This window comes from Flavobacterium sp. NLM, assembly GCF_002210235.1.
GTDB classification, from domain to species: Bacteria; Bacteroidota; Bacteroidia; order Flavobacteriales; family Flavobacteriaceae; genus Flavobacterium; species Flavobacterium panici.
The window spans coordinates 543,002-565,659 of sequence record NZ_LIAC01000002.1 but is presented as its reverse complement, the minus strand read 5'-3'; the positions used below and the strand labels follow the sequence as shown (position 1 = coordinate 565,659).

Sequence of the window (22,658 nt, the reverse complement as noted above, 5' to 3'; positions counted from 1 at the left end):
CTTTTTTTCGAAAATTTCTTTTCGTTTTGATTAGCGGCTTGTCAGTATTTCAGGGAACGTCTTTCGTTGTTGCGGGTGCAAAAGTAGAACCTTTATTTACATTTACAAGCCTTTTTTTTATATTTTTTCCATCTTTTTTATAAAGCACTGGTTATGCGTTTTTTACAAGGTAATTTTTTTTTCGTGGTTTTATCTTTATTGGGGATTTTGGCTGTTTGGCTTCGCTCTGCCTGATTCTGCCGCGAAGGCGCTAAGGCGTGAAATCTTGTTTTTTCTTTGTTCTTTTTAATCTCGCAGAGGCGCAAAGGCGCTAAGTTTCTATTTTTTCTTCGTTTTTTCTTATGGAAATGTCTTTTGCTTTCGAAATTTTCTTCTGGAAACTTATGCCCTAGCCCCGATAGTAGTGGAAATCCTTTTATTTTGGGGTTCAAAATAAAAGATTGAAACGGATAGCGGGATTAAGCTCCTTATTAAAAACAAATTCCAAATCTTTTAAATTCCAAATTCCAAACTTAAAAAGGCTTCGACTTCGCTCAGCCTGACATTATTATATAATTTTGGGATTTCATTTAAAGACAAAACAGTTCGTGTTATACGTGACGTAGACGCACTGCTGTGCGTCTCTACGGAGAATTGGCACGTAATTATAATGTTATACATATATATGTATAAAAAATAAACCCGACAGGTTTTGGAAACCTGTCGGGTTGCGGGGATGAAATCTACACTCTTAATATATATGTATACCCATATATGTGTATTATTTTTTGTTGAGTTCCTTGGCTTTTGTTTCCCAATGTTCCATGAGGTTATTATAGTTTACGGGATTGGCTGGGGTTTGATTTAATAAACGCCCAGATTCGAAGCCGCGGACGAGGATTGTTTCTATTAAATAGTCTTCGTTTACATCGTAAGGTTTGTATTCGGTCTTTAAACTTATGTCGAATAAATTGGCTGTTGTATTTGAAACGAAGGCTTTGAAACCGCTTTTTAAGTTTTTGATTAACTCATAAGTTGTTTTCCCAGTTTGACGATGCACCAATTTTACAAGAATCTGTCCTTGCTTTCTCGAAAGTTTTTTAAGTCTGTCTTCGAATTCATTATTAAGGTAGTCTTCTACAATTTTGAAATACTTCTTTTTTTCACGATTGGTTTTTAAACGCGCCATTCCGTTATTTAGTGCCGTTAATCTATCTGCAGCAAGTCTTGCATAAGGATACACTTTATAAACCCTGTTTTGCAGAATCTGAAATTGCTTCATTTCTTCGGCACTCATTCTCTCTCCTTTTGAGATAATGATCTCGGGCAGCTGAATGGTATCATTCAGAATAGAATCTTGTTCGGTTAAAATATTGCCCATTTCCTGATTTTCTTTTGGAGTAACCTGGGCTTGACTTGTAAATGCAATCAATAGTAAAAACAAAATACTGGTAAATCTCATAGAGTCTTAATTTAAATGTAAAATTATATATTTATACACAACTCTAATACCAAATTTATAAATTAGCGCAAAAATATTTTTATGAGTACGAAATCTATCTTAACTGATACTTCTGTTGCTTTCCTGGAAAGCTATCTAAATAACGCTTCGCCGACTGGTTACGAAAGTGAAGGGCAAAAATTGTGGATGAATTATTTGAAACCTTATGTTGATACTTTTATTACGGATACATATGGCACGGCTGTGGGAGTTATTAATCCGGATGCTCCTTTTAAGGTTGTAATTGAAGGACACGCTGATGAAATTTCATGGTATGTAAATTATATTACGGATGATGGTTTATTATATGTAATAAGAAATGGTGGTTCAGATCATCAAATTGCGCCTTCGAAAAGGGTTAATATTCATACTAAAAAAGGAATTGTAAAAGGTGTTTTTGGATGGCCGGCGATTCATACTCGTTTGCGTGATAAAGAGGAAATTCCGAAGCTTAGTAATATTTTTATTGATTTAGGCTGTGAAACTAAGGAGCAGGTTGAAGCAATGGGTGTTCATGTGGGTTGTGTGATTACGTATCCTGATGAATTTATGATTTTGAATGAAAACAAATTTGTCTGTCGCGCGATTGATAACAGAATGGGCGGATTCATGATTGCGGAAGTTGCTCGTTTATTGCATGAAAATAAAAAGACACTTCCTTTTGGTTTATATATTGTGAACTCGGTTCAGGAAGAAATTGGTCTTCGTGGTGCCGAAATGATTGCGCATACGATTAAACCAAACGTTGCGATTGTGACCGATGTTTGTCACGATACTACTACTCCAATGATTGATAAAAAGGTTGAAGGTGATTTGAAAATGGGAAAAGGGCCTGTTATTGCTTATTCTCCAGCTATTCAAAATAAACTTCGCGATTTAATTGTAGATACTGCCGAAGAAAATAAAATTCCGTTTCAGCGTCATGCAACATCGAGAGCGACCGGAACTGATACTGATGCTTTTGCTTATAGCAATGGCGGTGTAGCATCGGCATTGATTTCTCTTCCGTTGCGTTATATGCACACAACGGTTGAAATGGTTCACAAAGAAGATGTGGAAAATGTGATTCAGTTGATTTATGAATCGCTGTTGAAAATAGAAAACAATCAAAGTTTTTCTTATTTTAAATAATATTTTTAGAAACATAAATTCGGCTGTTAAAACAAACAGCCGAATTTATTAACCAACAAAGCATGAAAATTTTACTACTCGAAGATGATTTTACTTTATCTAAAGAAATCTCCGCATTCTTTACTACTAAAGAATTCGAGTGTATACCTTATTATGATGGTTCTTTATTATTAAAAAAATATTTTCCTTATGAGTATGATTTAATCATTCTCGATATTAATGTTCCCGGCACAAACGGTATTGATGTCTGTAAAGGAATTAGAGAGGTTGATAAAAAGACTCCTATTATAATGCTGACGGCTTTTAGTGAAATTGAAGATAAACTGGCTTCTTTTGATAATGGTGCGGATGATTATTTGGTGAAACCTTTTCATTTTGATGAATTGTACGCCCGAATTTTATCTTTATTAAGGAGAAAGGAAATTCCGCAGCAAACAGAAAAGAAAATTATTATTGAGGATTTAGAAATTCTGGAAGAAGAAATGAAGGTTTTTCGCTCTGGTGAAGAAATTAAACTTACTCCAAAAGAGTTTAAATTGATTTTAATTTTGGCTCATGCCAAAGGAAAAGTTTTGTCAAAACAATTTATTGCTGATAAACTTTGGGATTATCATATCGAAACGAATCAAAATACGATTGAAGTTTATATTAATTTCCTTCGAAAAAAAATCGATAAAGATCACGAGATAAAACTTATCCGAACCAAAATTGGCTACGGGTATTATTTAAGCAGCGAAGAATGACTTTAAAAAACAGAATATCACTTTTAGTAAGTTTACTGTTTACAATCCTTTTTGGGCTGGCTTCTACGGTGATTTTTGTTTTGTATTCTAATTTTAGAAAAGAAGAATTTCGGGATCGTTTAGAGATTAAAGCACTTTCGAACATTAAACTTTTGGTTAATGTAAAAGAAGTTGACGATCAGCTTTTAAAGATCATTGATCAAAATTCAATCAATAAGTTATATGACGAAAAGACTTTGGTTTTTGATTCTCATTTTAAACTTATTTACAGCAGTATTGACGATGCTAAAATAAACTGGTCTGTTGAGGATTTAAAATATCTTAAAAAACATAAAACTTTCTTTAAACAGCAAGGTGATTATGAGGTTTACGGTGTTTTTTATGATACGAAAGATAAAGATTTTTATGCTTTAATTTCGGCTACGGATGATTACGGAAAGAGAAAACTGCTTTTTTTAAGATATACTCTCATTATATCTTATATTCTATTTACTTGTATTTGCTGGGTTTTAACTTCGTTTATGGTAAAAAAGGCTATGAATCCGCTGAGTTTATTTCATCAGAAAATAAAAAATATCAACGAAAATAATCTCGACACTCGTATTGCTTCAAAAAGTAATAAAGATGAAATTGATTTGATTGCCAATGAATTTAATTTCATGATGGACCGCATTGAGGTTTCTTATCAAAAACAAAAAGAATTTACGGCTCACGCTTCGCATGAACTTAGAACGCCTCTTTCTAGAATTACGGCTCAAATAGAAAATACAGTTGCTGATCCTGCAACATCTGCAAAAGGAAAAACTTTCTTAACTACTATTTTATCAGATGTAAATCATTTAACGGAATTGATTAGTTCCTTATTGATATTATCAAAAATTGATACCAATAAAAATAATGAGGACAATGAAGTTCACAGAATGGATGAAATTCTATTTTCTGCAATTGAAAATTTAAAGAAAAGCTTTCCTGAATTTATCATTCTATTTGAAATTGAAGAAAGTGACAATTTAGATACCGCATTAGAAGTTAAGGGTAATAAAAACCTTCTTGAGATTGCTTTAATTAATGTTTTAAAAAATGCCTGTGTCTATTCAGATAATAAACAGGCTTTGGTAAAAATAAGCACTCAGGAAAATCATTTGGTTATTTCGGTTTTAAATATTGGAAAAACCTTAAGCGAAGCCGAACAAAAAAATCTTTTTCAGCCTTTTATGCGCGGAAAAAATTCTAAAGGAACATCTGGTTTTGGTCTTGGTTTGCGTATTGTAAACCGTATTTTAACGTTGCATAAATCTTCCATAAGTTACAGTATACCAAACGATAAGGAAAATTTATTCCAACTATTCTTTCATTAATATTTTATTTTAAGCTAATTTTAAGGTAGATTTTAAGCACTCTTAAAGTCTGGCGATAGCATATTTGTACAAAATAAAATAGATACAATGAGAAAACTATATGCATTATTGCTGCTTGTACTCCTAAATCAGGCAGTTATGGCTCAAAAAACAATCACACTTCAAGATTGTGAGAGCCAGTTTCTTAAAAATAATCTTTTTTTGCTGGCATCTCATTATAATATCGATGCTGCAAAAGCCATGACCATTCAGGCCCGAATATGGGACAATCCAACAATTACTGCAGAATTAAATGCCTACAATCCTGAAAGAGACAAATTCTTTGATATTGGGAAAGAAGGCCAAAAAGTTTTTGGAATTGAGCAGTTAATTTATTTAGGCGGAAAAAAGCGCAATGAAGTTAAGCTGGCACAAACTAACGAACAATTAGCAGAACTTCAGTTTAATGATTTACTGCGAACATTAAAACTGCAGTTACGCCAAAGTTTTTATACGGTTTATTACAATACAAAAAGTCTTGAAATAACAGATAAGCAGCTTGCTCATATTGAAGACTTAATCAACTCCTACTCTATTCAGGCTCAAAAGGGAAATATTCCGTTGCGGGATGTTGTGCGTTTACAATCTCTTTATCTGAATTTTAAAAATGAAAGAATGGAAGTTGTGAATAGCAGTATTGAAGAGCAGGCAAATTTAAAATTGTTGTTGAATTCAACAGAAACTATTATTCCGGATGTTTCTAAAGATGATTTTAATAAATACTTAAAAATTATTCCTTTTGATTTAAAATCTTTTGAAGACGATGCTATTGCCAATCGTCCTGATTATTTAGCCAAACAAAAAGAAATTGAAGCCAATGAACTGAATGTAAAATGGCAAAAATCACTTTCGATTCCTGATATTACTTTAGGTGCAAACTACGATCAGCGAAGCGGTGCTTTTAATAGAGAGGCAAATGTTTCTGTTGGAATTCCGCTGCCTCTTTGGAACAAAAACAAAGGAAATATTAAAAATGCTCAGGTCGTTCTGGAACAATCTAAAGTTGAAAAACAAAATTTTGGACTTCAACTGGAAACTGAAATTACATCAGCATGGAATAAATGGGATGAATCCCGTAAAAACTATGCGGTTATCAAACCTACAGTAAACTCCGATTTTGAAGCTGTTTATAATGGAATCTTAACCAATTTTCAAAAACGAAATATCAGCTTATTAGAATTTACTGATTTTATGGAAAGTTATAATCAAGCTAATATTCAGTTAAATGAATTGAAGAAAAAACTGGCTCTATCAGGCGAAGAATTGAATACTACCATCAACAAGGATTTATTTTAAAATTAAATAATAATGAAACATACACTAATTATAGGAATTGCAATTGTAAGCTTATCGCTTACGAGCTGTAAAAAGGAAGTAGAAAATCCACAAACTAATACTTCTTTCGCCTTGAGCGATAGTATGCTAAAAACTACAAGCACGGCAACTGCAGAAAAACAAACTGTAAAAAACGAATTGAGTTTTTACGGAAAAATAACAGCCGACAACAATAAATTAATTGATGTTTACCCGCTTGTGGGCGGAAACGTGATTAAAGTAAATGTAGAACTTGGAGATTATGTAAAAAAAGGACAAGTTTTAGCCACTATAAAAAGTACTGATGTTGCTGATTTTGAAAAGCAGTCTATCGATGCTAAAAGTGATTTACTGGTTGCGAAAAATAATTTAAAAGTGGCTCAGGAATTATTTGACGGAAAATTAAATTCTGAAAGTGATGTGCTGCAGGCAAAAGCCGAAGTAAATAAAGCACAGTCTCAATTGAGTAAAATTCAGGAAACCTATAAAATATATAATATTAAAGCGGGTTCTATTTATGAAGTAACGGCACCAATCAGCGGATTTATTATTCAAAAAAGTATCAATCAGGATATGCTTTTACGTTCTGACCGTTCTGAGAATATTTTTGACATTGCTGAAATCAGTGAAGTTTGGGCGATGGCTAATATTAATGAAATTGACATCAATAAAATTAAGTTAGGAATTGATGCAAGTGTAACAACCTTAAGTTATCCTGATAAAGTTTTTAAAGGAAAAGTGGATAAAATTTTCAATGTAATTGATCCTGAAACCAAAGCGATGCAGGCACGCATTAAACTTCAAAATCCGGGATTTTTATTAAAACCAGATATGAATGCCAATATCAAATTATCCTATAACGAGAATGAATCAATGATTGCAATTCCAAGCAATGCTATAGTTTTTGATAAAAGTAAAAATTTCGTCATGATATTTAAAGATCGTCATAATATCGAAACAAGACAAGTTGAAGTTTACAGAGTTGTTGGCGACACAACTTACATTTCAAGCGGTTTAAAGGAAAATGAAAAAGTCATTACCAATAATCAATTATTTATTTATCGCGCTTTAAACGATTAAGACATGAACAAATTCATACGAAATATAATTGCTTTTTCACTTAAGAATAAAGCATTTACCTTTTTTTGGGTAGGAATATTGGCTGTTGCCGGATTCATTTCCTTTAAAAATATGCCCATTGACGCTTTTCCAGACGTAACGAATACTCAAATTATTATCATTACGCAATGGAATGGTAAAAGTGCCGAAGAAGTCGAGCGTTTTGTGACTACTCCTATCGAAATCTCGATGAACTCGGTTCAGAAAAAAACAAGCGTTAGAAGTATTACGATGTTTGGTTTATCTGTTATCAAAATTATTTTTGATGATGGTGTCGATGATACCTTTGCGCGTTTTCAAGTAAATAATTTGCTTAAAAATGTGACACTTCCTGATGATGTTGAACCAGACGTTCAGCCGCCTTACGGACCAACTGGTGAAATTTTCAGATATATTGTAAAAAGTAACAGCCGTGACAGCCGTGAATTATTGACTTACCAAAACTGGGTTATTGACAAACAATTGCGTGCCGTTCCCGGAGTTGCTGATTTGAATGTGTTTGGAGGGCAAACAAAAACTTATGAAGTTGGTGTTGATCCTGTAAAATTAGCTAAATACAATATTACGCCGCTTCAGGTTTATAATGCTGTAAATTCAGGAAACTTAAATGTTGGTGGTGATATTATCGAAAAAAACGGACAGGCTTTTGTAGTTCGTGGTGTTGGGCTTTTAAAATCAATATCAGACATTGAAAACATTATTGTAGATGATGCTCACGGAAATCCAATTTTGGTAAAAAATGTAGCTTCAGTTTATGAAAGTTCGATGCCGAGAGTCGGGCAAACCGGAATTGGTAAAAATGATGATGCCGTTGAAGGGATTGTTGTAATGCGTAAAGGAGAAAATGCTCAGGAAACTTTAGCCTTGATTAAAGATAAAATAAAGGATTTGAATGATAATGTTCTTCCGAAGGATATTAAGATTGAAACTTTTTATGATCGTGATAACTTAATGAATTTCACTACCGAAACGGTAATGCATAATCTATTTGAAGGTATTATTCTGGTTACGTGCGTTGTGTTTCTTTTCATGGCCGACTGGAGAACTACTTTTACGGTTTCTATTGTAATTCCTCTTTCTTTGTTATTTGCTTTTTTATGTCTAAAAATGATGGGAATGAGCGCCAACTTATTGAGTTTAGGTGCGGTCGATTTCGGGATTATTATTGATGGAGCGGTTGTTATGGTTGAAGGATTATTTGTTGTACTCGATCATCGGGCGCATCAATTAGGAATGACGGCTTATAATAAAATTGCAAAAGGAAGCATTATTAAGAAAACGGGAACAGAAATGGGTAAAGCCATCTTTTTCTCTAAATTAATTATTATTACCGCTTTATTACCAATTTTCTCATTCCAGAAAGTAGAAGGAAAAATGTTCTCTCCTCTGGCCTATACATTAGGATTTGCTTTAATGGGAGCTTTACTTTTTACCTTGACTTTGGTTCCGGTTTTATCTCATATTTTATTGAATAAAAACGTAAAAGAAAAAAATAACCCGTTTGTAAACTTTTGGGACAGAAATGTTGCAAAAGGTTTTGCCTGGACCTTTAAGCATAAAGTAAAAACTTTAGTGATTTCATTAAGTGTGATTGCTGCGACTTTTTTCTCAGCAACATTTTTAGGAACAGAGTTTTTACCGCAGTTAAATGAAGGTGCGTTATGGGTAACGGCAGAATTACCGATGAGTACTTCATTACCCGAAAGTGTGAAAACCGCGGCGATGATCAGAAAAGATCTGGAAAGTTTTCCCGAAGTAAAAAATGTGCTTTCGCAAACCGGACGAAGCAATGACGGAACAGACCCGAATGGTTTTGGATTTATTCAGCTTCAGGTTGATTTGAAACCAAAATCAGAATGGACACGAAAAATCACGATGGATGGTTTAATTAATGAAATGGATGACAAATTAAAAGTTCATCAGGGAATTACTTATAATTATTCTCAGCCTGTTATTGATAACGTTGCGGAATCTGTTGCTGGTTTTAAAGCTTCAAATGCAGTTAAAATTTATGGTGATGATTTAGATAAATTAGATGAATTGTCTAATCAGGTTCTGGAAAAAATCAAAAATATTCCTGGTATTAAAGATGTCGGAATTCTTAGAAATGTTGGTCAGCCGGAAATTAGTGTAATTCTCGACAGAGAAAAAATGGCAGCTTATGGCGTAACATTAAGCGATGCACAAGCGGTTTTAGAATTGGCTTTTGGAGGAAAAACAGCCACTCAAAAATATGAGGATGAAAAGAAATTTGATGTCAGAGTTCGTTTTTCTAAAGAATACCGTAAAGATGAAGAAGATTTGGCAGAATTAAAAGTACCAACCATCAGCGGAGCAAAAATTCCGTTGAAAGAAATCTGCGATATTAAAACGATAACTGGTCCGGCTTTTATTTACAGAGATAATACAAAACGTTTTATTGGAGTAAAATTCTCTGTTCGTGACCGAGATTTAGGAAGTACTATTGCCGAGGCACAATCTAAAGTGGCAGAAGTAAAAATGCCGCCAGGATATACAACAGGCTGGACTGGAGAATTTGAAAATCAGGTTCGTGCCAGTGCGCGTCTGGCTCAGGTTGTGCCAATCAGTTTAATTGGAATATTTGTGCTGTTGTTTATTTTGTTTGGAAATTTCAAAGATTCTCTATTAGTTTTAGCTAATGTTCCGTTTGCTGTAATTGGAGGAATTATTGCCTTACACTTAACCGGAATGAATTTCGGAATTTCGGCAGGAGTTGGATTTATTGCTTTACTGGGAATTTGTATTCAAAATGGAGTAATTCTGATATCAGAATTCCATCATAATCTCAAGGCAAAATTCTCCCTTGAAGAATCCATTTTTATGGGAGTAAAAGCAAGAACAAGAGCCGTAGTTATGACTGCACTTATGGCTTCCATAGGTTTAATGCCGGCAGCAATTTCAACAGGAATTGGTTCTGAATCTCAAAAACCTCTTGCAATTGTAATTATTGGAGGATTGGTAACAGCAACAATCCTGACGTTATTAGTATTCCCAATTTTATTCTGGATATTCAACAAGAAAAAACATGCTCCTATAGAATAGCTGCATTTACAATAAAATTAATTTTTGGTTAGATTAATTTGGTTTAGAAAGAAAAGAGGCTGTCTCAACTTTGAGACAGCCTCTTTGTTATTTTACATGTTTCCTTTGTTCTGTAGGAACATTTCATTGGTAGAAGATTATATTGTTATTAATGGTTTACGTTCCGTTGGAACGTTTGATTTTGGACATTGTCTTTAATAAACTGAGCTGTCAAACTTTCCAACGGAACGTAAATGTGGCTAACCGTTATTTTTTTTCTACCTACGAAACATTCCTATGGAATGATAAATCGGATATCAAAAAGTGACCAATTAAGTCACTATAAAAAATAAAATAATTATAGTAAAAGAACTGACTCACTTTTGAGACAGCCTATTTTTGCTTATATAAATTATTCAACGAAACAATAGAGTACAAAAAAACGGCCATCTGCTCAAAGATGGCCGTTTGTGTACTAACTCAAACTTTTTAAACTATTATTTTGCGTCTTTTAAAAGTGCAATAGCTTCTGTTGCATTTGATAATTGAGCAAATTTTAATGCTGTATATCCTTTTTCATTTTTATCTGATGGACGAGCACCAGCTGCTAATAAAACTTTAATGATTTCAACTTTGTTGTAACGAGCTGCAGTCATTAATGGAGACATATCGTCTGATTTTTCGTTTACATTAACACCATATTCAATAAATTTCTTTACTGTATCGATATCTCCTTTGCTTACAGCAACTACTAGGGGTGTTCCGTCATCGTATACAGCTGATACTGCAACTTGATTTTTAACTACTGATGTGTTATTTGAAGCTGTTGCTACATTTACAAATGTTACTAAAGCTAATCCTAAATAAATAACTGAATTTTTCATAATGATTGGGTTTGTTAAATTGATTGATAATTATTTGATTGATAATGAATTACTTTTAAATTCTTGACAAATGTAATCTAATTTTAGTAACTTGTATTACAAAGTACCTTGTTTTAACTAATTCTTAACGTTTTATTAATGAATTCGAAATATTGTCTTTCTAAAATTGAAATTCTATATAAAAGACGCTGCAAATGTAGAAATGTTACACGAATTCAAATATTTTTTCATTTTAGGTGATAGATTTTTTAAGAAAAATTAAAAGCAATACTCTACCTTTTTAACTATACAATATTATTATGCTCAAAAAAGGCAGAAATTTTTCATTAAAACAAAATTTTTAAGCAAGATTTTGTGGATTTCTCACTAAAATAAAAAACTTTCGCAACAGGTATATAAAATAGGAAAAATCCTAAATTACAACGAAATAGTTTTTAGTCATGAATTAAAAAAAAGAGGAAATTATTAAAATTTTCTCTTATAAATGTTCTTTAAATCGTTTTCAAATAAAGTGTAGGGATCATTATAGAATTTAAGAAAATCTTTTTCGCTTATCTGCCCAGGAAATGGAGCATAATAATGTGTTGGACTTTTGGCATCATTTCTCCAGACTAAAACATAGCAGAGTTCTATTTTTTCTTTTTGCAGGGATTTCAACAGCGTTTCTGTCCACCATTTTTCATTAGGAATAGATTCTAAACCTGTTTCTGTAAAAGCGGCAAGTTTTTTCTTTTGAATAGCAATATCAGATATGATTTTGAGTTTTTTAATTCCAGCATCTAAATCATATTTTCCATCACGTCCAAAATCGCCGTAATCGTCCATTCCAAATAAATCTACATAATCATCGCCGGGATAACGTTCTAAATACTCTGATTCAGAATTAAATCGATTATCTGGAGAAAAGGCGTAAATAAAATTATGGACTTTTAAAGTATCTCTTAAATACGAAACTGTAAACTGCCAGACTTCTATAAAATCTTCGCGGGAAGTACATTTTTTTCCCCACCAAAACCAATCACCGTCAAATTCATGAAAAGGCCTGAAAATCATTGGAACCAATTTTCCGTCTTTTGCTTTTACAGAATTAGCAAAATCGGCAATAGTTTTTAAAATTTCCTTGTATTGTTCGTGATGCGAACCTCCTTTTTTGATTAATGACATTGCTGCAACCGAAACAGAATCTTTCCAATAAAACCCATTTTTGGAAACCGGATTATTAAAATGCCACGAAACAGTTGTGATTCCGCCACGTTCATAAGTATCAATAACGTTCTTTTTTAAAACTGTTTTTGTATTTTCAATTTCTTCTTTTGAATGTCCTGAAAAACCGCTGAAATCAATTCCAACAACTGCAGGATGTGAACCGGTAACTAATTTTACATCTGATTTGTTGGATTCATTACTCCATCCGTGGCCATATTCTAAAGCATGTTGGTGGCCAAACAGAATATGTTCTTTTGAAATAGCTTTTAAATTGTGATATAAAATTTTGGTTTCTTTTGTTGCATTTTTATCGATTTGCGCAAAAAGAAAATGCCCTGTTATCATACATAGAGATAACAAGGCATTTTTTTTATTTGAAATAAGGTTCATGGTTTAAATAGTTCGTTTAAACCCGAAAATTACTATTTAGAACTTAAGTATTGTAATACGTTTTTATCAATACGTTGGTCAATATTATCAATATCAGCTTTCACAAATTTTTCTCCTAAAATATTCTCATACAACTCGATATATCTTTCAGAAACGGATTCGATATAAGCGTCTGTCATATCTGGAATCTGCTGTCCTTCTTGTCCTTGAAAACCGTTTTCTATTAACCAGCGGCGCACAAATTCTTTAGAAAGTTGTTTTTGCTCCTCTCCTTTTTCTTGTCTTTCTGCATATCCTTCTGCATAAAAATAACGTGAAGAATCCGGAGTATGAATTTCATCAATTAAAACAATTACTCCGTCTTTTGTTTTTCCGAATTCATATTTAGTATCCACTAAAATTAATCCGCGAGAAGCAGCAATTTCAGTTCCTCTTTGAAATAAAGCACGAGTATATTTTTCTAAAACTAAATAATCTTCTTCTGAAACAATTCCTTTTGCTAAAATGTCTTCACGAGAAATATCTTCATCATGAGAACCATTATCTGCTTTTGTAGTTGGTGTAATAATTGGTTCCGGGAATTTATCATTTTCTTTTAAACCTTCTGCCATTGCTACACCGCAGATTTGTTTTCTTCCTGCTGCATATTCACGTGCAGCGTGTCCTGAAAGATAACCGCGAATAACCATTTCTACTTTAAAAGGCTCGCATAAATGTCCAACAGCAACGTTTGGATCTGGAGTTGCAATTAACCAATTCGGAACAATATCCTGAGTTAATTCCATAAATTTTGTTGCAATTTGATTCAAAATTTGTCCTTTGTACGGAATTCCTTTTGGTAAAACCACATCAAATGCCGAAAGTCTGTCAGTTGCTACCATTACTAAAAGATCGTCATTGATGTTATAAACTTCTCTAACTTTTCCGCGGTAAACTGATTTCTGGTTCGGGAAATTAAAATTTGTGGTTGTAATTGTATTGCTCATTATCTTGTTGTGTTGTTTTTTATGAATGCAAATTTAAAATTATTTCAGAGAGTTACATCATCAAAGAAAAAGATAAATAAGAAATATGATAATTTGTGTTTGGTTTGCCACGAATTACACAAATTTTCACGAATTATTTAGTGAAGTAATTGAGCTGATTAACCAGCTAAAAATTTGTGATAATTTGTGTTTGGTTTGCCACGAATTGCACGAATTTTCACGAATTATTTGTTGAAGTAGTCGAGTTGATTTGCTAATTAAAAAATTCGTGGAAATTTGTGTAATTCGTGGCAAAAAAAGTTCTAGACTAGTTCTTTGTCTAATATTTTTGAAGCGATATATTTTGCTACGCCATCTTCGGCATTTGTTTTAATAACTTCTAAATCAGGTAAAGTTTCTTTTAATAATGCGGGTGCATTGCCCATAATTAACCCTTTTCCAGACGCTGATAACATTTGAACATCATTAAAACCGTCTCCAAATGAAACTGCTTCGGCTAAAGTGAAACCTTCTTTTTCCAAAACTTGTTCAATTGCAACGGCTTTATCTATTGACTTGTCCATAAATTCCAAACAAGTTGGTAAACTGAATGCATGGTGCAAATGTTCTGAAGAATTGGCTAAAACGTCATCTTTTAGTTTTACTAATTTTTCATGGTTATCGCATGAAAAGAATATTTTAATGGCTCCAAAATCTTCCAGCTTTTTATAATCCACTAATTCCGGACGATAATTTAATTCTGACTGATAAGCATTTAGTTTTTCGCTTATTCTGTTGGTCTGCCAAACATTTTCTTTGAATAAAACTACTGTGATTTCAGGATCTATTTCTACATTTAAAGCTGCTTTTACAACATCACTATTTAAGTTAAATGCAAAAAGCTCTTCTTTATTTGGTGAATGAATCCTCGCTCCATTTGAACTCACTAAATAAACTGGAACTCCAAGTGTTTCAACAATAGCCATTGCATCAAGATGATGACGGCCTGTTGCAACAACTAAAAGATAACCTTGATTGTGAAGTTCCTGAAAAATGGATTTGGTATAATCTGAAATTTTGTGTTGAGTGTTAAGTAAAGTTCCGTCTAAATCACTTACTACAACTTTTATATTTTTAAGTTTTGTCATATCAATATCAAATATTTATGATGTGCAAATTTACGGCTTTACGCTCAGCTGAGCAAAGATTACAAGCCTTGAAAGCCAAAAATGGAGCAAGTTTATTATTTATTTAACTATTCCGTTAAATACTGCATTTTAAACAATTAAACTTTAATTATTCCAGATTTGTATAAATTTATCGCTTTCTGAATAACGAATTCAATCTGTTCTAAAGGCAAATCTTCCTCAGAATTAAACTTCATAATTTTCATTCTCGATCTTTTTTCCTGAATCAAAAAAGATTCTTCAAAATGTTTTCCTTCCACAATTCCAATATACGGCTGTTTCAGTTTTTTGTGAATCCATAAATAGCAGAACATTTTTCCTTTATAACAGAAAAAGGGCATTCCGTATTTTAAAACATGTGTAATGTCTTTGTCTTGTTTTAATATAATATCTTTTAATGCCAGAAATGTTCCTTTAATGGGTTCTTCTTGATTAAGGTAGAAATCATCTAGTGGTTTCATTTTCTGAGCTTTTGAGTTTTAGCAAAAACAATTTTTAATGTGTCAAGACATTTAGAGCTCGCTTTAAATCTATAAACCAATGAGTCATTTTTAATATAGAATTTTTCTTTTGTAAAAAGGCAAAAACTTTTCGTCTCATCTGGTTCACAATTTGGAATTGTTAACAAGGGTTTTTTATCCTGTCTTTCAAAGAAAATACAATCTGCAAAAGGAAAAGCTACATAACAAGTATCTATTTTTGTACTGTTTAATTCGATAGTATCTCCAATCATCCTCCATTTTCCTTTTGAAAACACTCTCCAATCACAGCCCGCACTTCTATAATAAAAAGTACTATCAGTATTTATTTTAATACTTGATTTTCCAGGAACTATATATTCAGTATCATGCCAAGTTCCGAGAAATTTATTAGGCAGGTTATCATGTTTTTTGCATGAAATAAAAACTGCAAATAATACTATCCCAAATATTCTGTTTGTCATTTATGGCTCTTTAAAAATTCAAAAAAAAATATTCGTTTTACTCATCTCTAAAAAGAAGATAAATAAAACGAATATTAATAAATGTTAAAACACATTTTACGATTTACATTTAACATTTCACTAAAAATAAAACTTAGTCGTGGTTTTCTATTTGCTTATAAGCGTCGATTACCTTTTTCACTAATCTGTGGCGTACGATATCTTTATCATCAAGATAAATAATTCCGATGCCGTCTATATCTTTAAGAACTAAAATAGCTTCTTTAAGACCCGAAATAGTTCTGCGTGGTAAATCGACCTGACCAGGATCTCCCGTAATCATAAATTTGGCGTTTTTTCCCATACGGGTCAAAAACATCTTCATTTGTGAGTGCGTTGTATTCTGCGCTTCATCCAGAATTACAAAGGCGTTATCAAGTGTTCGCCCGCGCATAAATGCCAAAGGCGCAATCTGAATAATTCCTTTCAAAATGTAATCTTCGAGTTTTTCGTTTGGTAACATATCTCTCAAAGCATCATAAAGAGGCTGCATGTAAGGATCTAGCTTTTCTTTCATATCGCCGGGTAAAAAACCAAGATTTTCACCTGCTTCTACCGCCGGACGCGTTAATATAATCCTTTTTACTTCTTTGTCTTTAAGTGCTTTAACAGCCATTGCAACACCCGTGTAAGTTTTTCCGGTTCCGGCAGGACCAATTGCAAATACCATATCATTTTTTCTGATGGTATCTACCAGTAACTGCTGGTTAGGTGTCATGGCTTTAATAATCTTACCGCCAACTCCGTGAACTAATATTTTGTCATGATCGTATGCTTTTTTTTCATCCTGACCATCACTCATTATTACACGTTCAATTACATTATCATCAATGTTGTTGTATCTGGTAAAATGAAGCATAAGCCTCTGAAATCTCTTTTCGAATTCATCTAAAACATCTTTTTCGCCAAAGGCTTTTAAAGTTGTCCCTCGCGCTACGATTTTAAGCTTTGGGTAGTACTTTTTAATTATTTCAAGATGAGAATCCTGCGCGCCCCAAAAGTCTTTTGGAGCGATGTCTATAAGCTCGATAATTCTTTCGTTCAAATGAGATAAATTTAAATTAAAAATAAATTTGTTTTGAAAATCTATTGTTGTCGGGTATGTTCATATCTTTAAGTGCAATTTGTTTTTTCTACTTTCAATTTGCATTTAGTATTATTAGATTTGCATTTCTCAAATTTAATGAAAATTAGATTTAAATACTATCAATAGTTATAAACAAAATGATGTCAATAATTACCCTCACTACTGATTACGGCTTAAAAGATCACTTTGTGGGTTCGCTGAAGGGTAAAATCATTTCTGAACTTCCAGAGGCAAAAATTATTGATATTTCGCATGACATTGATCCATTTAACACTGCCGAAGCAAGTTACATTGTTGGAGCCTCTTATTTGAGTTTTCCAAAAGGGACTGTACACTTAATTGGAGTCGATATTGAACGCAATAAAGAGAACCAGCATATCGCCATGCAATGGAACGATCATTTCTTTATTTGTGCCGATAACGGAATTTTAAGCATGCTTACGCAGAAGATTGTACCGCAAAAAATTGTAGAAATCAATATTCATGATCGTTTTCCCATTGAATTCAGTGATTTGGATATTTTTATTCAGGTTGCCTGCCATATTGCAAAAGGCGGTTTACTGAATGTTATTGGCAAAGAAATTCCAGCAGTTAAAGAAGTAACCGAATTACAAGCCGTAGTTGCAGCCGATGGGAATTCATTAAAAGGTTACGTTATTTATATTGATCATTTTGGAAACGTTGTTACTAATATTTCAAAACAACAATTTTTAGAGGTAGCTAAAGGTCGTCCGTATGAAATTGTGATGAAGCCAAAAAGTATTAAAACGATTCTGCCAAATTATTCGGCTATTGCGACTTCAGACAAATATCCAATTAAAACTTATGAAGGCGAGAAACTGGCCATTTTTAATGAAGCCGGTTTTCTTGAAATTGCTATTTTTAGAAGTAATCCATCAAAAGTGGGTTCTGCAAATAGTTTGTTGGGACTGAATTATCGTGATGTGATTACTATCAAATTTTCATAGAAAATTTAAATTATTAATTCCATATTAAAGAAAGGCCTTCAGATGGAAAAAATTAAAGATATAGATCGAGGAAATCTTTTGACATTTACAAATACAGATAATAAATACAACATTCTTCTCTGTACAAGTACCAATAAAACTGTAAGTCCTCATAGTTACACTTTTTCTCTTTTAGATTATAATGATATCCAAAAACCGACTATAGAAACAGTTAAGAATCTAGATTTTTTTGGAGTAGGAAATATGACCAAAACCAATCTTTATAACTATTCAGATCAAGATCTCATAAATATGTGGGAACATCATCCTGAAATAAAACCATGTCTGTTAGGGACATATGCACTTATTATATGGAGAAAAGATTTTATGAAATTTCGTGATAATCTCGAATTCATTGGCAATCTTGACATCCTTGTTAATCTTGACAAAAATGGAAACGGTGGTGTTAATGCCAGCAGTTGGGAATTTTTAAAGAAATTTTTTAATGGTGAAATCATTACTACAATGAATGAAAGAAATCAGAAAAAATTTAAATTAAAAGCAGTTATAAAGTCTAGCTAGCCACATAGAACTTATTTTTACACAACAATTATAATTTTTATAAAAAACAACAATCAATTTTGGTATTTTTGCGCACCCGTAAGACTTTTAGGTTTCGAACAAATCTAAAATCAACAATCTAAAATCTAAAATTGAATACATGTTCGTAAGAATAGTAAAAATGAGTTTTCACGAAGAAAAAATTCCTGATTTTCTGGAGAATTTTGAATCGGTAAAAGATAAAATACGAAATGCAGACGGAAATCGTTTTTTAGAATTGTATCAGGATAAAAATGATAAATGTATTTTCTTTACCTATAGTTATTGGGAAACCGAACAAGATTTAGAAAATTACAGACAATCTGAATTATTTAATACAGTTTGGGATTTTACAAAAAAACTATTCAACGCAAAACCAGAAGCGTGGAGTGTGGATAAATTGGTTAGCTTAAATTAGTTTCATGTTTCAAGTTTCACGTTAAGCGGGCAACTTGAAACATGAAACCTGAAACAATAAAAACAAAAACACGAATGAAATCAATCATTTTACGAGAAATAAAATCCTTTTTTGGTTCTCCTATTGGCTATTTGGTCATTGCGATTTTCTTAATCAGCAACGGACTGTTTTTATGGGTATTTGAGGGAGATTACAATATATTAAATACCGGTTATGCCGATTTGACTCCTTTTTTCACTTTAACGCCGTGGATTTTAATTTTCCTGATTCCGGCCGTAACCATGAGAAGTTTCTCTGACGAAAGAAAACAAGGAACACTTGAATTGCTTTTAACCAAACCGTTATCGATTTGGGAAATTGTAAATGGAAAATTTTTAGGTTCATTCTTGCTGATTATTTTAGCTATTATTCCAACTTTTATTTATGTAAAAGTCATTTCAAGTTTAGGTCTGCCTGAAGGAAATATTGATATGGGAAGCACAATTGGTTCTTATTTTGGATTATTATTTTTAATTGCTTCTTATTCTGCAATTGGAATCTTTACTTCTACTCTATCAGAAAACCAAATTGTTGCGTTTATAATTGCCGTGTTTTTATGCTTTTTATTTTATTTTGGGTTTGAAGGTCTGGCGTCGTTAGTTCCGGGACAATCTAACATTATTTCGGCATTTGGAATGCAGGATCATTTTAAAAGTATGAGCCGAGGCGTTATTGATACCCGTGATGTAATTTACTTTTTAAGCATCAGCGTTTTATTTTTATCTTTTACCGTTTATCAATTAAAATCTTTTAAAGCGTAATGAAAGCATCTAATAAATTAAATTTAAAGACATTAGGCATTACAATTTTTATTTTAATTGTTTTAAATGTTCTCGGAAGCTTATTCTTTCATCGTTTTGATTTAACGAAAGACAAACGATATACTTTATCTCCAACTTCTTTACAAATCGTAAAACAGGTTAAAAATCCTTTGTCAATTAAAATTTATATGCAGGGCGAACTTCCTGCTGATTTTAGACGTTTACAACTGGAAACCAAACAATTACTTGAAGAATTTCAGGCGTATAACAGCAATATTGTTTTTGAATTCGTTAACCCAATGGAAGACGGAGAAGACAATATGGAAGTTGTAAAATCACTTTATCAAAAAGGACTTACACCAATAAACATCACTGTTGACGATAAAGGAAAACAATCTCAGGAAATGGTTTTTCCGTGGGCAGTTGCCGTTTACAATAATAAAGAAGTTAATATTCCTTTGTTGAAAAACATTATGGGAGCTTCAACTACGCAAAAAGTAATTGGATCGATTCAGCATTTAGAATATTCGATTGCCGATGCCATTAATAAAATCACCAAAGACAGACAAAAGAAAGTTGCCATTATAAAAGGAAATGGTGAATTATCTGAAATTCATATTGGTAAATTATTGAGACAAATTAAAGAAAGTTATTATATCGGCCCTTTTACTTTAGATTCTGTTGCCAAAGATCCAAACGGAACTTTAGATGCTTTAGAAAAATATGATTTAGCAATAATCTCAAAACCAACTGAAAAATTCTCAGACGAAGAAAAACAAGTTCTGGATCAGTTTATCATGAATGGCGGTAAAACTTTATGGCTGGTTGATCAAGTTGCGGCAGATATGGACAGCTTATACAATCAGGCTGGTGCGACTTTGGCTTATCCAAGAGATTTGAATTTAAACGATATGTTCTTTAAATACGGATTCAGAATTAACCCTGATTTGGTTAAAGACGAAAATGGAAGTCCAATAAAACTGGCAACCGGAGAACAAGGAAGTGCTACTCAATATCAGGATTTTATCTGGAAATTTGCACCGCTGGTTCAGCCATCAAGCCAGCACCCAATTGTGAAAAATCTAGGCGGAATCAAATTTGATTTTGCCAGTCCGATTGATACTTTGAAAAACGGAATTAAAAAGACCGTTTTATTACAATCGTCACAATATTCTAAAACAATTGGAACACCATCAGAAATTAATCTGAATATTGTAACTGAGAAAACTACACCGGCAGATTATGCTAATAAAGGAAATATAAATCTTTCTGTTTTACTGGAAGGAAGTTTCCATTCGGCATTTGAGAATCGTGTTTTACCTTTTAAAGAAAGTTCATTTCAGGCTAAAGGAAAACCAACCAAAATGATCGTAGTTGCCGATGGAGATATCGCGAGAAATCAACTGGATAAAAACATGATGCCCGTTGAACTGGGCTACGACCAAAGAACCGGAAACCTTTATGACAATAAAGATTTTATGATGAATTGTGTCAATTATCTTCTTGACGATACAGGACTTATTAACATTAGAAGCAAAGATGTTGAACTGCCATTATTGGATAAAGAAAAAGTTTACGAAAATTATACGACAACACAATTCATAACTATCGGGCTTCCAATCCTTATTTTATTGGTTTTCGGATTGGTATTTACCTTTCTTCGAAAAAAGAAATACAGCCGATAGATGTTAATAAAAAAATTGCGAAACTAAGAATGTTTACGATATATTTGTAATCCGTATGCCCAGCGCCTAAATGCTTGGGAATACCTCAAAAAATAAAACAAAAGAGATGAAATTTATAGTATCGAGTTCGTACTTATTAAAACAATTACAAGTTTTAGGTAGTGTAATTAACAGTAACAATACGTTGCCTATTTTAGACAACTTTTTATTTGAACTAAACAATAGTGAGTTGACTGTTTCGGCTTCAGATCTTGAAACGACAATGTCGGCTACATTATCAATCGATTCTAAAAGCAAAGGAAGTGTTGCTGTACCGGCAAAACTTTTACTTGAAATTTTAAAAACATTTCCAGAGCAGCCTTTAACTTTTACTGTTGCAGACAATAATACAGTTGAGATTAGTTCTAACTCAGGTAAATATGCATTAGCATACGCTGCCGGAGAAGAATTTCCTAAGTCTGTAAATCTTGAAGATCCATCTGTAACTTTAGTTCCTGCTGATGTTTTGGCAACAGCTGTAAGTAAAACAATCTTTGCTGCCGGAAACGATGATTTACGTCCTGTAATGTCTGGAGTATTTTTTCAGTTCTCTCCAGAAGGTTTAACTTTTGTTGCTACAGATGCTCATAAATTAGTAAAATATGCTCGTGCAGATGTAAAAGCGTCTCAGGTTGCTGATTTTATTATGCCAAAGAAACCTTTAAATATCTTAAAAAGTATTTTAGGAAGTTCTGACGCTGAAGTAAAAATTGAATACAACGATTCAAATGCGACTTTCTCATTTGACAATTATATCTTAATGTGTCGTTTAATCGACGGAAAATACCCTAATTACGAAGCGGTAATTCCAAAAGAAAATCCAAACAAATTATTAATCGACCGTTCTTTATTTTTAAGTTCTGTTCGTCGTGTTGCGATTTTCTCAAACAAAACTACACACCAAATTCGTTTAAAAATTGCAGGAGCTGAATTAAATGTTTCTGCAGAAGATATCGATTACTCAAACAAAGCAGAAGAAAGATTGACTTGTGATTATCAAGGTGATGATTTACAAATTGGTTTTAACTCTCGTTTCTTAATCGAAATGCTGACAAACCTTCAATCTGATGTGATTATGTTGGAAATGTCATTACCAAACAGAGCTGGAATCTTAACGCCTGCAGACGGCTTAGAAGAAGGTGAAACTGTTACAATGTTGGTAATGCCGGTAATGTTAAATAGTTAACATCAAAACTTCTTTTTGTTACAGGGATTTTTTTTAATTTAAAATTAAAGACATAT

The 22,658-nt window shown here is 32.6% G+C and carries 21 protein-coding genes; 12 read left to right on the top strand and 9 right to left on the bottom strand.

Annotation, left to right across the window (positions count from 1 at the left end):
- Positions 1-137: 137 nt before the first annotated feature.
- Both APR43_RS04330 and APR43_RS04325 read right to left on the bottom strand, forming a co-directional pair.
- Positions 138-431 carry a hypothetical protein gene (locus tag APR43_RS04330; RefSeq protein WP_053472638.1) on the bottom strand — a complete coding sequence of 98 codons (294 nt, stop codon included), beginning with the start codon at positions 429-431 and terminating at the stop codon, positions 138-140.
- A gap of 329 nt (positions 432-760) precedes the next feature.
- Positions 761-1,441: a DUF4294 domain-containing protein gene (locus APR43_RS04325; protein ID WP_053472639.1), complete on the bottom strand. Its 681-nt coding sequence runs from the start codon at positions 1,439-1,441 to the stop codon at positions 761-763.
- Positions 1,442-1,522: 81 nt separating this feature from the next.
- On the opposite strand from APR43_RS04325, the gene APR43_RS04320 reads away from it, so the two are divergent.
- From APR43_RS04320 to APR43_RS04295, 6 genes are all read left to right on the top strand, one after another.
- The gene (locus tag APR43_RS04320) at positions 1,523-2,611 is read left to right on the top strand and encodes a M42 family metallopeptidase (protein WP_053472640.1); all 1,089 of its coding nucleotides are present in this window, start codon (positions 1,523-1,525) and stop codon (positions 2,609-2,611) included.
- A gap of 62 nt (positions 2,612-2,673) precedes the next feature.
- Positions 2,674-3,354 carry a response regulator transcription factor gene (locus tag APR43_RS04315; protein WP_053472641.1) on the top strand — a complete coding sequence of 227 codons (681 nt, stop codon included), beginning with the start codon at positions 2,674-2,676 and terminating at the stop codon, positions 3,352-3,354.
- Positions 3,351-4,712, top strand: a complete 1,362-nt coding sequence (locus tag APR43_RS04310; RefSeq protein ID WP_053472642.1) for a sensor histidine kinase — start codon at positions 3,351-3,353, stop codon at positions 4,710-4,712. The genes APR43_RS04315 and APR43_RS04310 overlap by 4 nt, the downstream gene beginning before the upstream one ends.
- A gap of 87 nt (positions 4,713-4,799) precedes the next feature.
- Positions 4,800-6,047, top strand: coding sequence for a TolC family protein (locus APR43_RS04305; RefSeq protein ID WP_053472643.1), 1,248 nt, complete (start codon positions 4,800-4,802; stop codon positions 6,045-6,047).
- Positions 6,048-6,059: 12 nt separating this feature from the next.
- Complete coding sequence (locus APR43_RS04300) at positions 6,060-7,145, top strand: efflux RND transporter periplasmic adaptor subunit (RefSeq protein ID WP_053472644.1); 1,086 nt, start codon at positions 6,060-6,062, stop codon at positions 7,143-7,145.
- 3 nt (positions 7,146-7,148) lie between these two features.
- Positions 7,149-10,247, top strand: coding sequence for an efflux RND transporter permease subunit (locus APR43_RS04295; RefSeq protein WP_053472645.1), 3,099 nt, complete (start codon positions 7,149-7,151; stop codon positions 10,245-10,247).
- 476 nt (positions 10,248-10,723) lie between these two features.
- Here the strand turns inward: APR43_RS04295 and APR43_RS04290 are convergent, their stop codons facing one another.
- The 7 genes from APR43_RS04290 to APR43_RS04260 all read right to left on the bottom strand — a co-directional run bounded on the left by APR43_RS04290 (position 10,724) and on the right by APR43_RS04260 (position 16,885).
- Positions 10,724-11,110: an ankyrin repeat domain-containing protein gene (locus APR43_RS04290; RefSeq protein WP_053472646.1), complete on the bottom strand. Its 387-nt coding sequence runs from the start codon at positions 11,108-11,110 to the stop codon at positions 10,724-10,726.
- A 465-nt stretch (positions 11,111-11,575) separates the two neighbouring features.
- Positions 11,576-12,706: a glycoside hydrolase family 26 protein gene (locus tag APR43_RS04285; protein ID WP_053472647.1), complete on the bottom strand. Its 1,131-nt coding sequence runs from the start codon at positions 12,704-12,706 to the stop codon at positions 11,576-11,578.
- A 32-nt stretch (positions 12,707-12,738) separates the two neighbouring features.
- Entirely contained in the window at positions 12,739-13,692 is a 954-nt protein-coding gene (locus APR43_RS04280; RefSeq protein ID WP_053472648.1) for a phosphoribosylaminoimidazolesuccinocarboxamide synthase, read from the bottom strand.
- 302 nt (positions 13,693-13,994) lie between these two features.
- A complete protein-coding gene (locus APR43_RS04275) occupies positions 13,995-14,819 on the bottom strand; it encodes a Cof-type HAD-IIB family hydrolase (protein ID WP_053472649.1) in 825 nt (274 codons plus the stop codon).
- Between the two features lie 137 nt (positions 14,820-14,956).
- A complete protein-coding gene (locus APR43_RS04270) occupies positions 14,957-15,319 on the bottom strand; it encodes a DUF1801 domain-containing protein (RefSeq protein ID WP_053472650.1) in 363 nt (120 codons plus the stop codon).
- The gene (locus tag APR43_RS04265) at positions 15,316-15,801 is read right to left on the bottom strand and encodes a hypothetical protein (protein ID WP_053472651.1); all 486 of its coding nucleotides are present in this window, start codon (positions 15,799-15,801) and stop codon (positions 15,316-15,318) included. Before APR43_RS04265 ends, APR43_RS04270 begins: the two co-directional genes overlap by 4 nt.
- A gap of 133 nt (positions 15,802-15,934) precedes the next feature.
- On the bottom strand, positions 15,935-16,885 hold the full coding sequence (locus tag APR43_RS04260) for a PhoH family protein (RefSeq protein WP_053472652.1): 951 nt from the start codon (positions 16,883-16,885) through the stop codon (positions 15,935-15,937).
- 182 nt (positions 16,886-17,067) lie between these two features.
- Here APR43_RS04260 and APR43_RS04255 point away from each other — a divergent pair, with 182 nt between their 5' ends.
- From APR43_RS04255 to dnaN, 6 genes are all read left to right on the top strand, one after another.
- Positions 17,068-17,895 carry an S-adenosyl-l-methionine hydroxide adenosyltransferase family protein gene (locus tag APR43_RS04255; protein WP_053472653.1) on the top strand — a complete coding sequence of 276 codons (828 nt, stop codon included), beginning with the start codon at positions 17,068-17,070 and terminating at the stop codon, positions 17,893-17,895.
- 42 nt (positions 17,896-17,937) lie between these two features.
- Positions 17,938-18,456: a hypothetical protein gene (locus APR43_RS04250; protein ID WP_053472654.1), complete on the top strand. Its 519-nt coding sequence runs from the start codon at positions 17,938-17,940 to the stop codon at positions 18,454-18,456.
- Positions 18,457-18,595: 139 nt separating this feature from the next.
- Positions 18,596-18,892, top strand: a complete 297-nt coding sequence (locus tag APR43_RS04245; protein WP_053472655.1) for a putative quinol monooxygenase — start codon at positions 18,596-18,598, stop codon at positions 18,890-18,892.
- 74 nt (positions 18,893-18,966) lie between these two features.
- Positions 18,967-19,692 (top strand): gliding motility-associated ABC transporter permease subunit GldF, encoded by a 726-nt coding sequence (gldF, locus tag APR43_RS04240; protein WP_053472763.1) that lies wholly within the window; start codon positions 18,967-18,969, stop codon positions 19,690-19,692.
- Positions 19,692-21,377 carry a gliding motility-associated ABC transporter substrate-binding protein GldG gene (gldG, locus tag APR43_RS04235; protein WP_053472656.1) on the top strand — a complete coding sequence of 562 codons (1,686 nt, stop codon included), beginning with the start codon at positions 19,692-19,694 and terminating at the stop codon, positions 21,375-21,377. Before gldF ends, gldG begins: the two co-directional genes overlap by 1 nt.
- Positions 21,378-21,483: 106 nt before the next feature.
- Complete coding sequence (gene dnaN, locus APR43_RS04230; RefSeq protein WP_053472764.1) at positions 21,484-22,602, top strand: DNA polymerase III subunit beta; 1,119 nt, start codon at positions 21,484-21,486, stop codon at positions 22,600-22,602.
- Positions 22,603-22,658 lie beyond the last annotated feature (56 nt).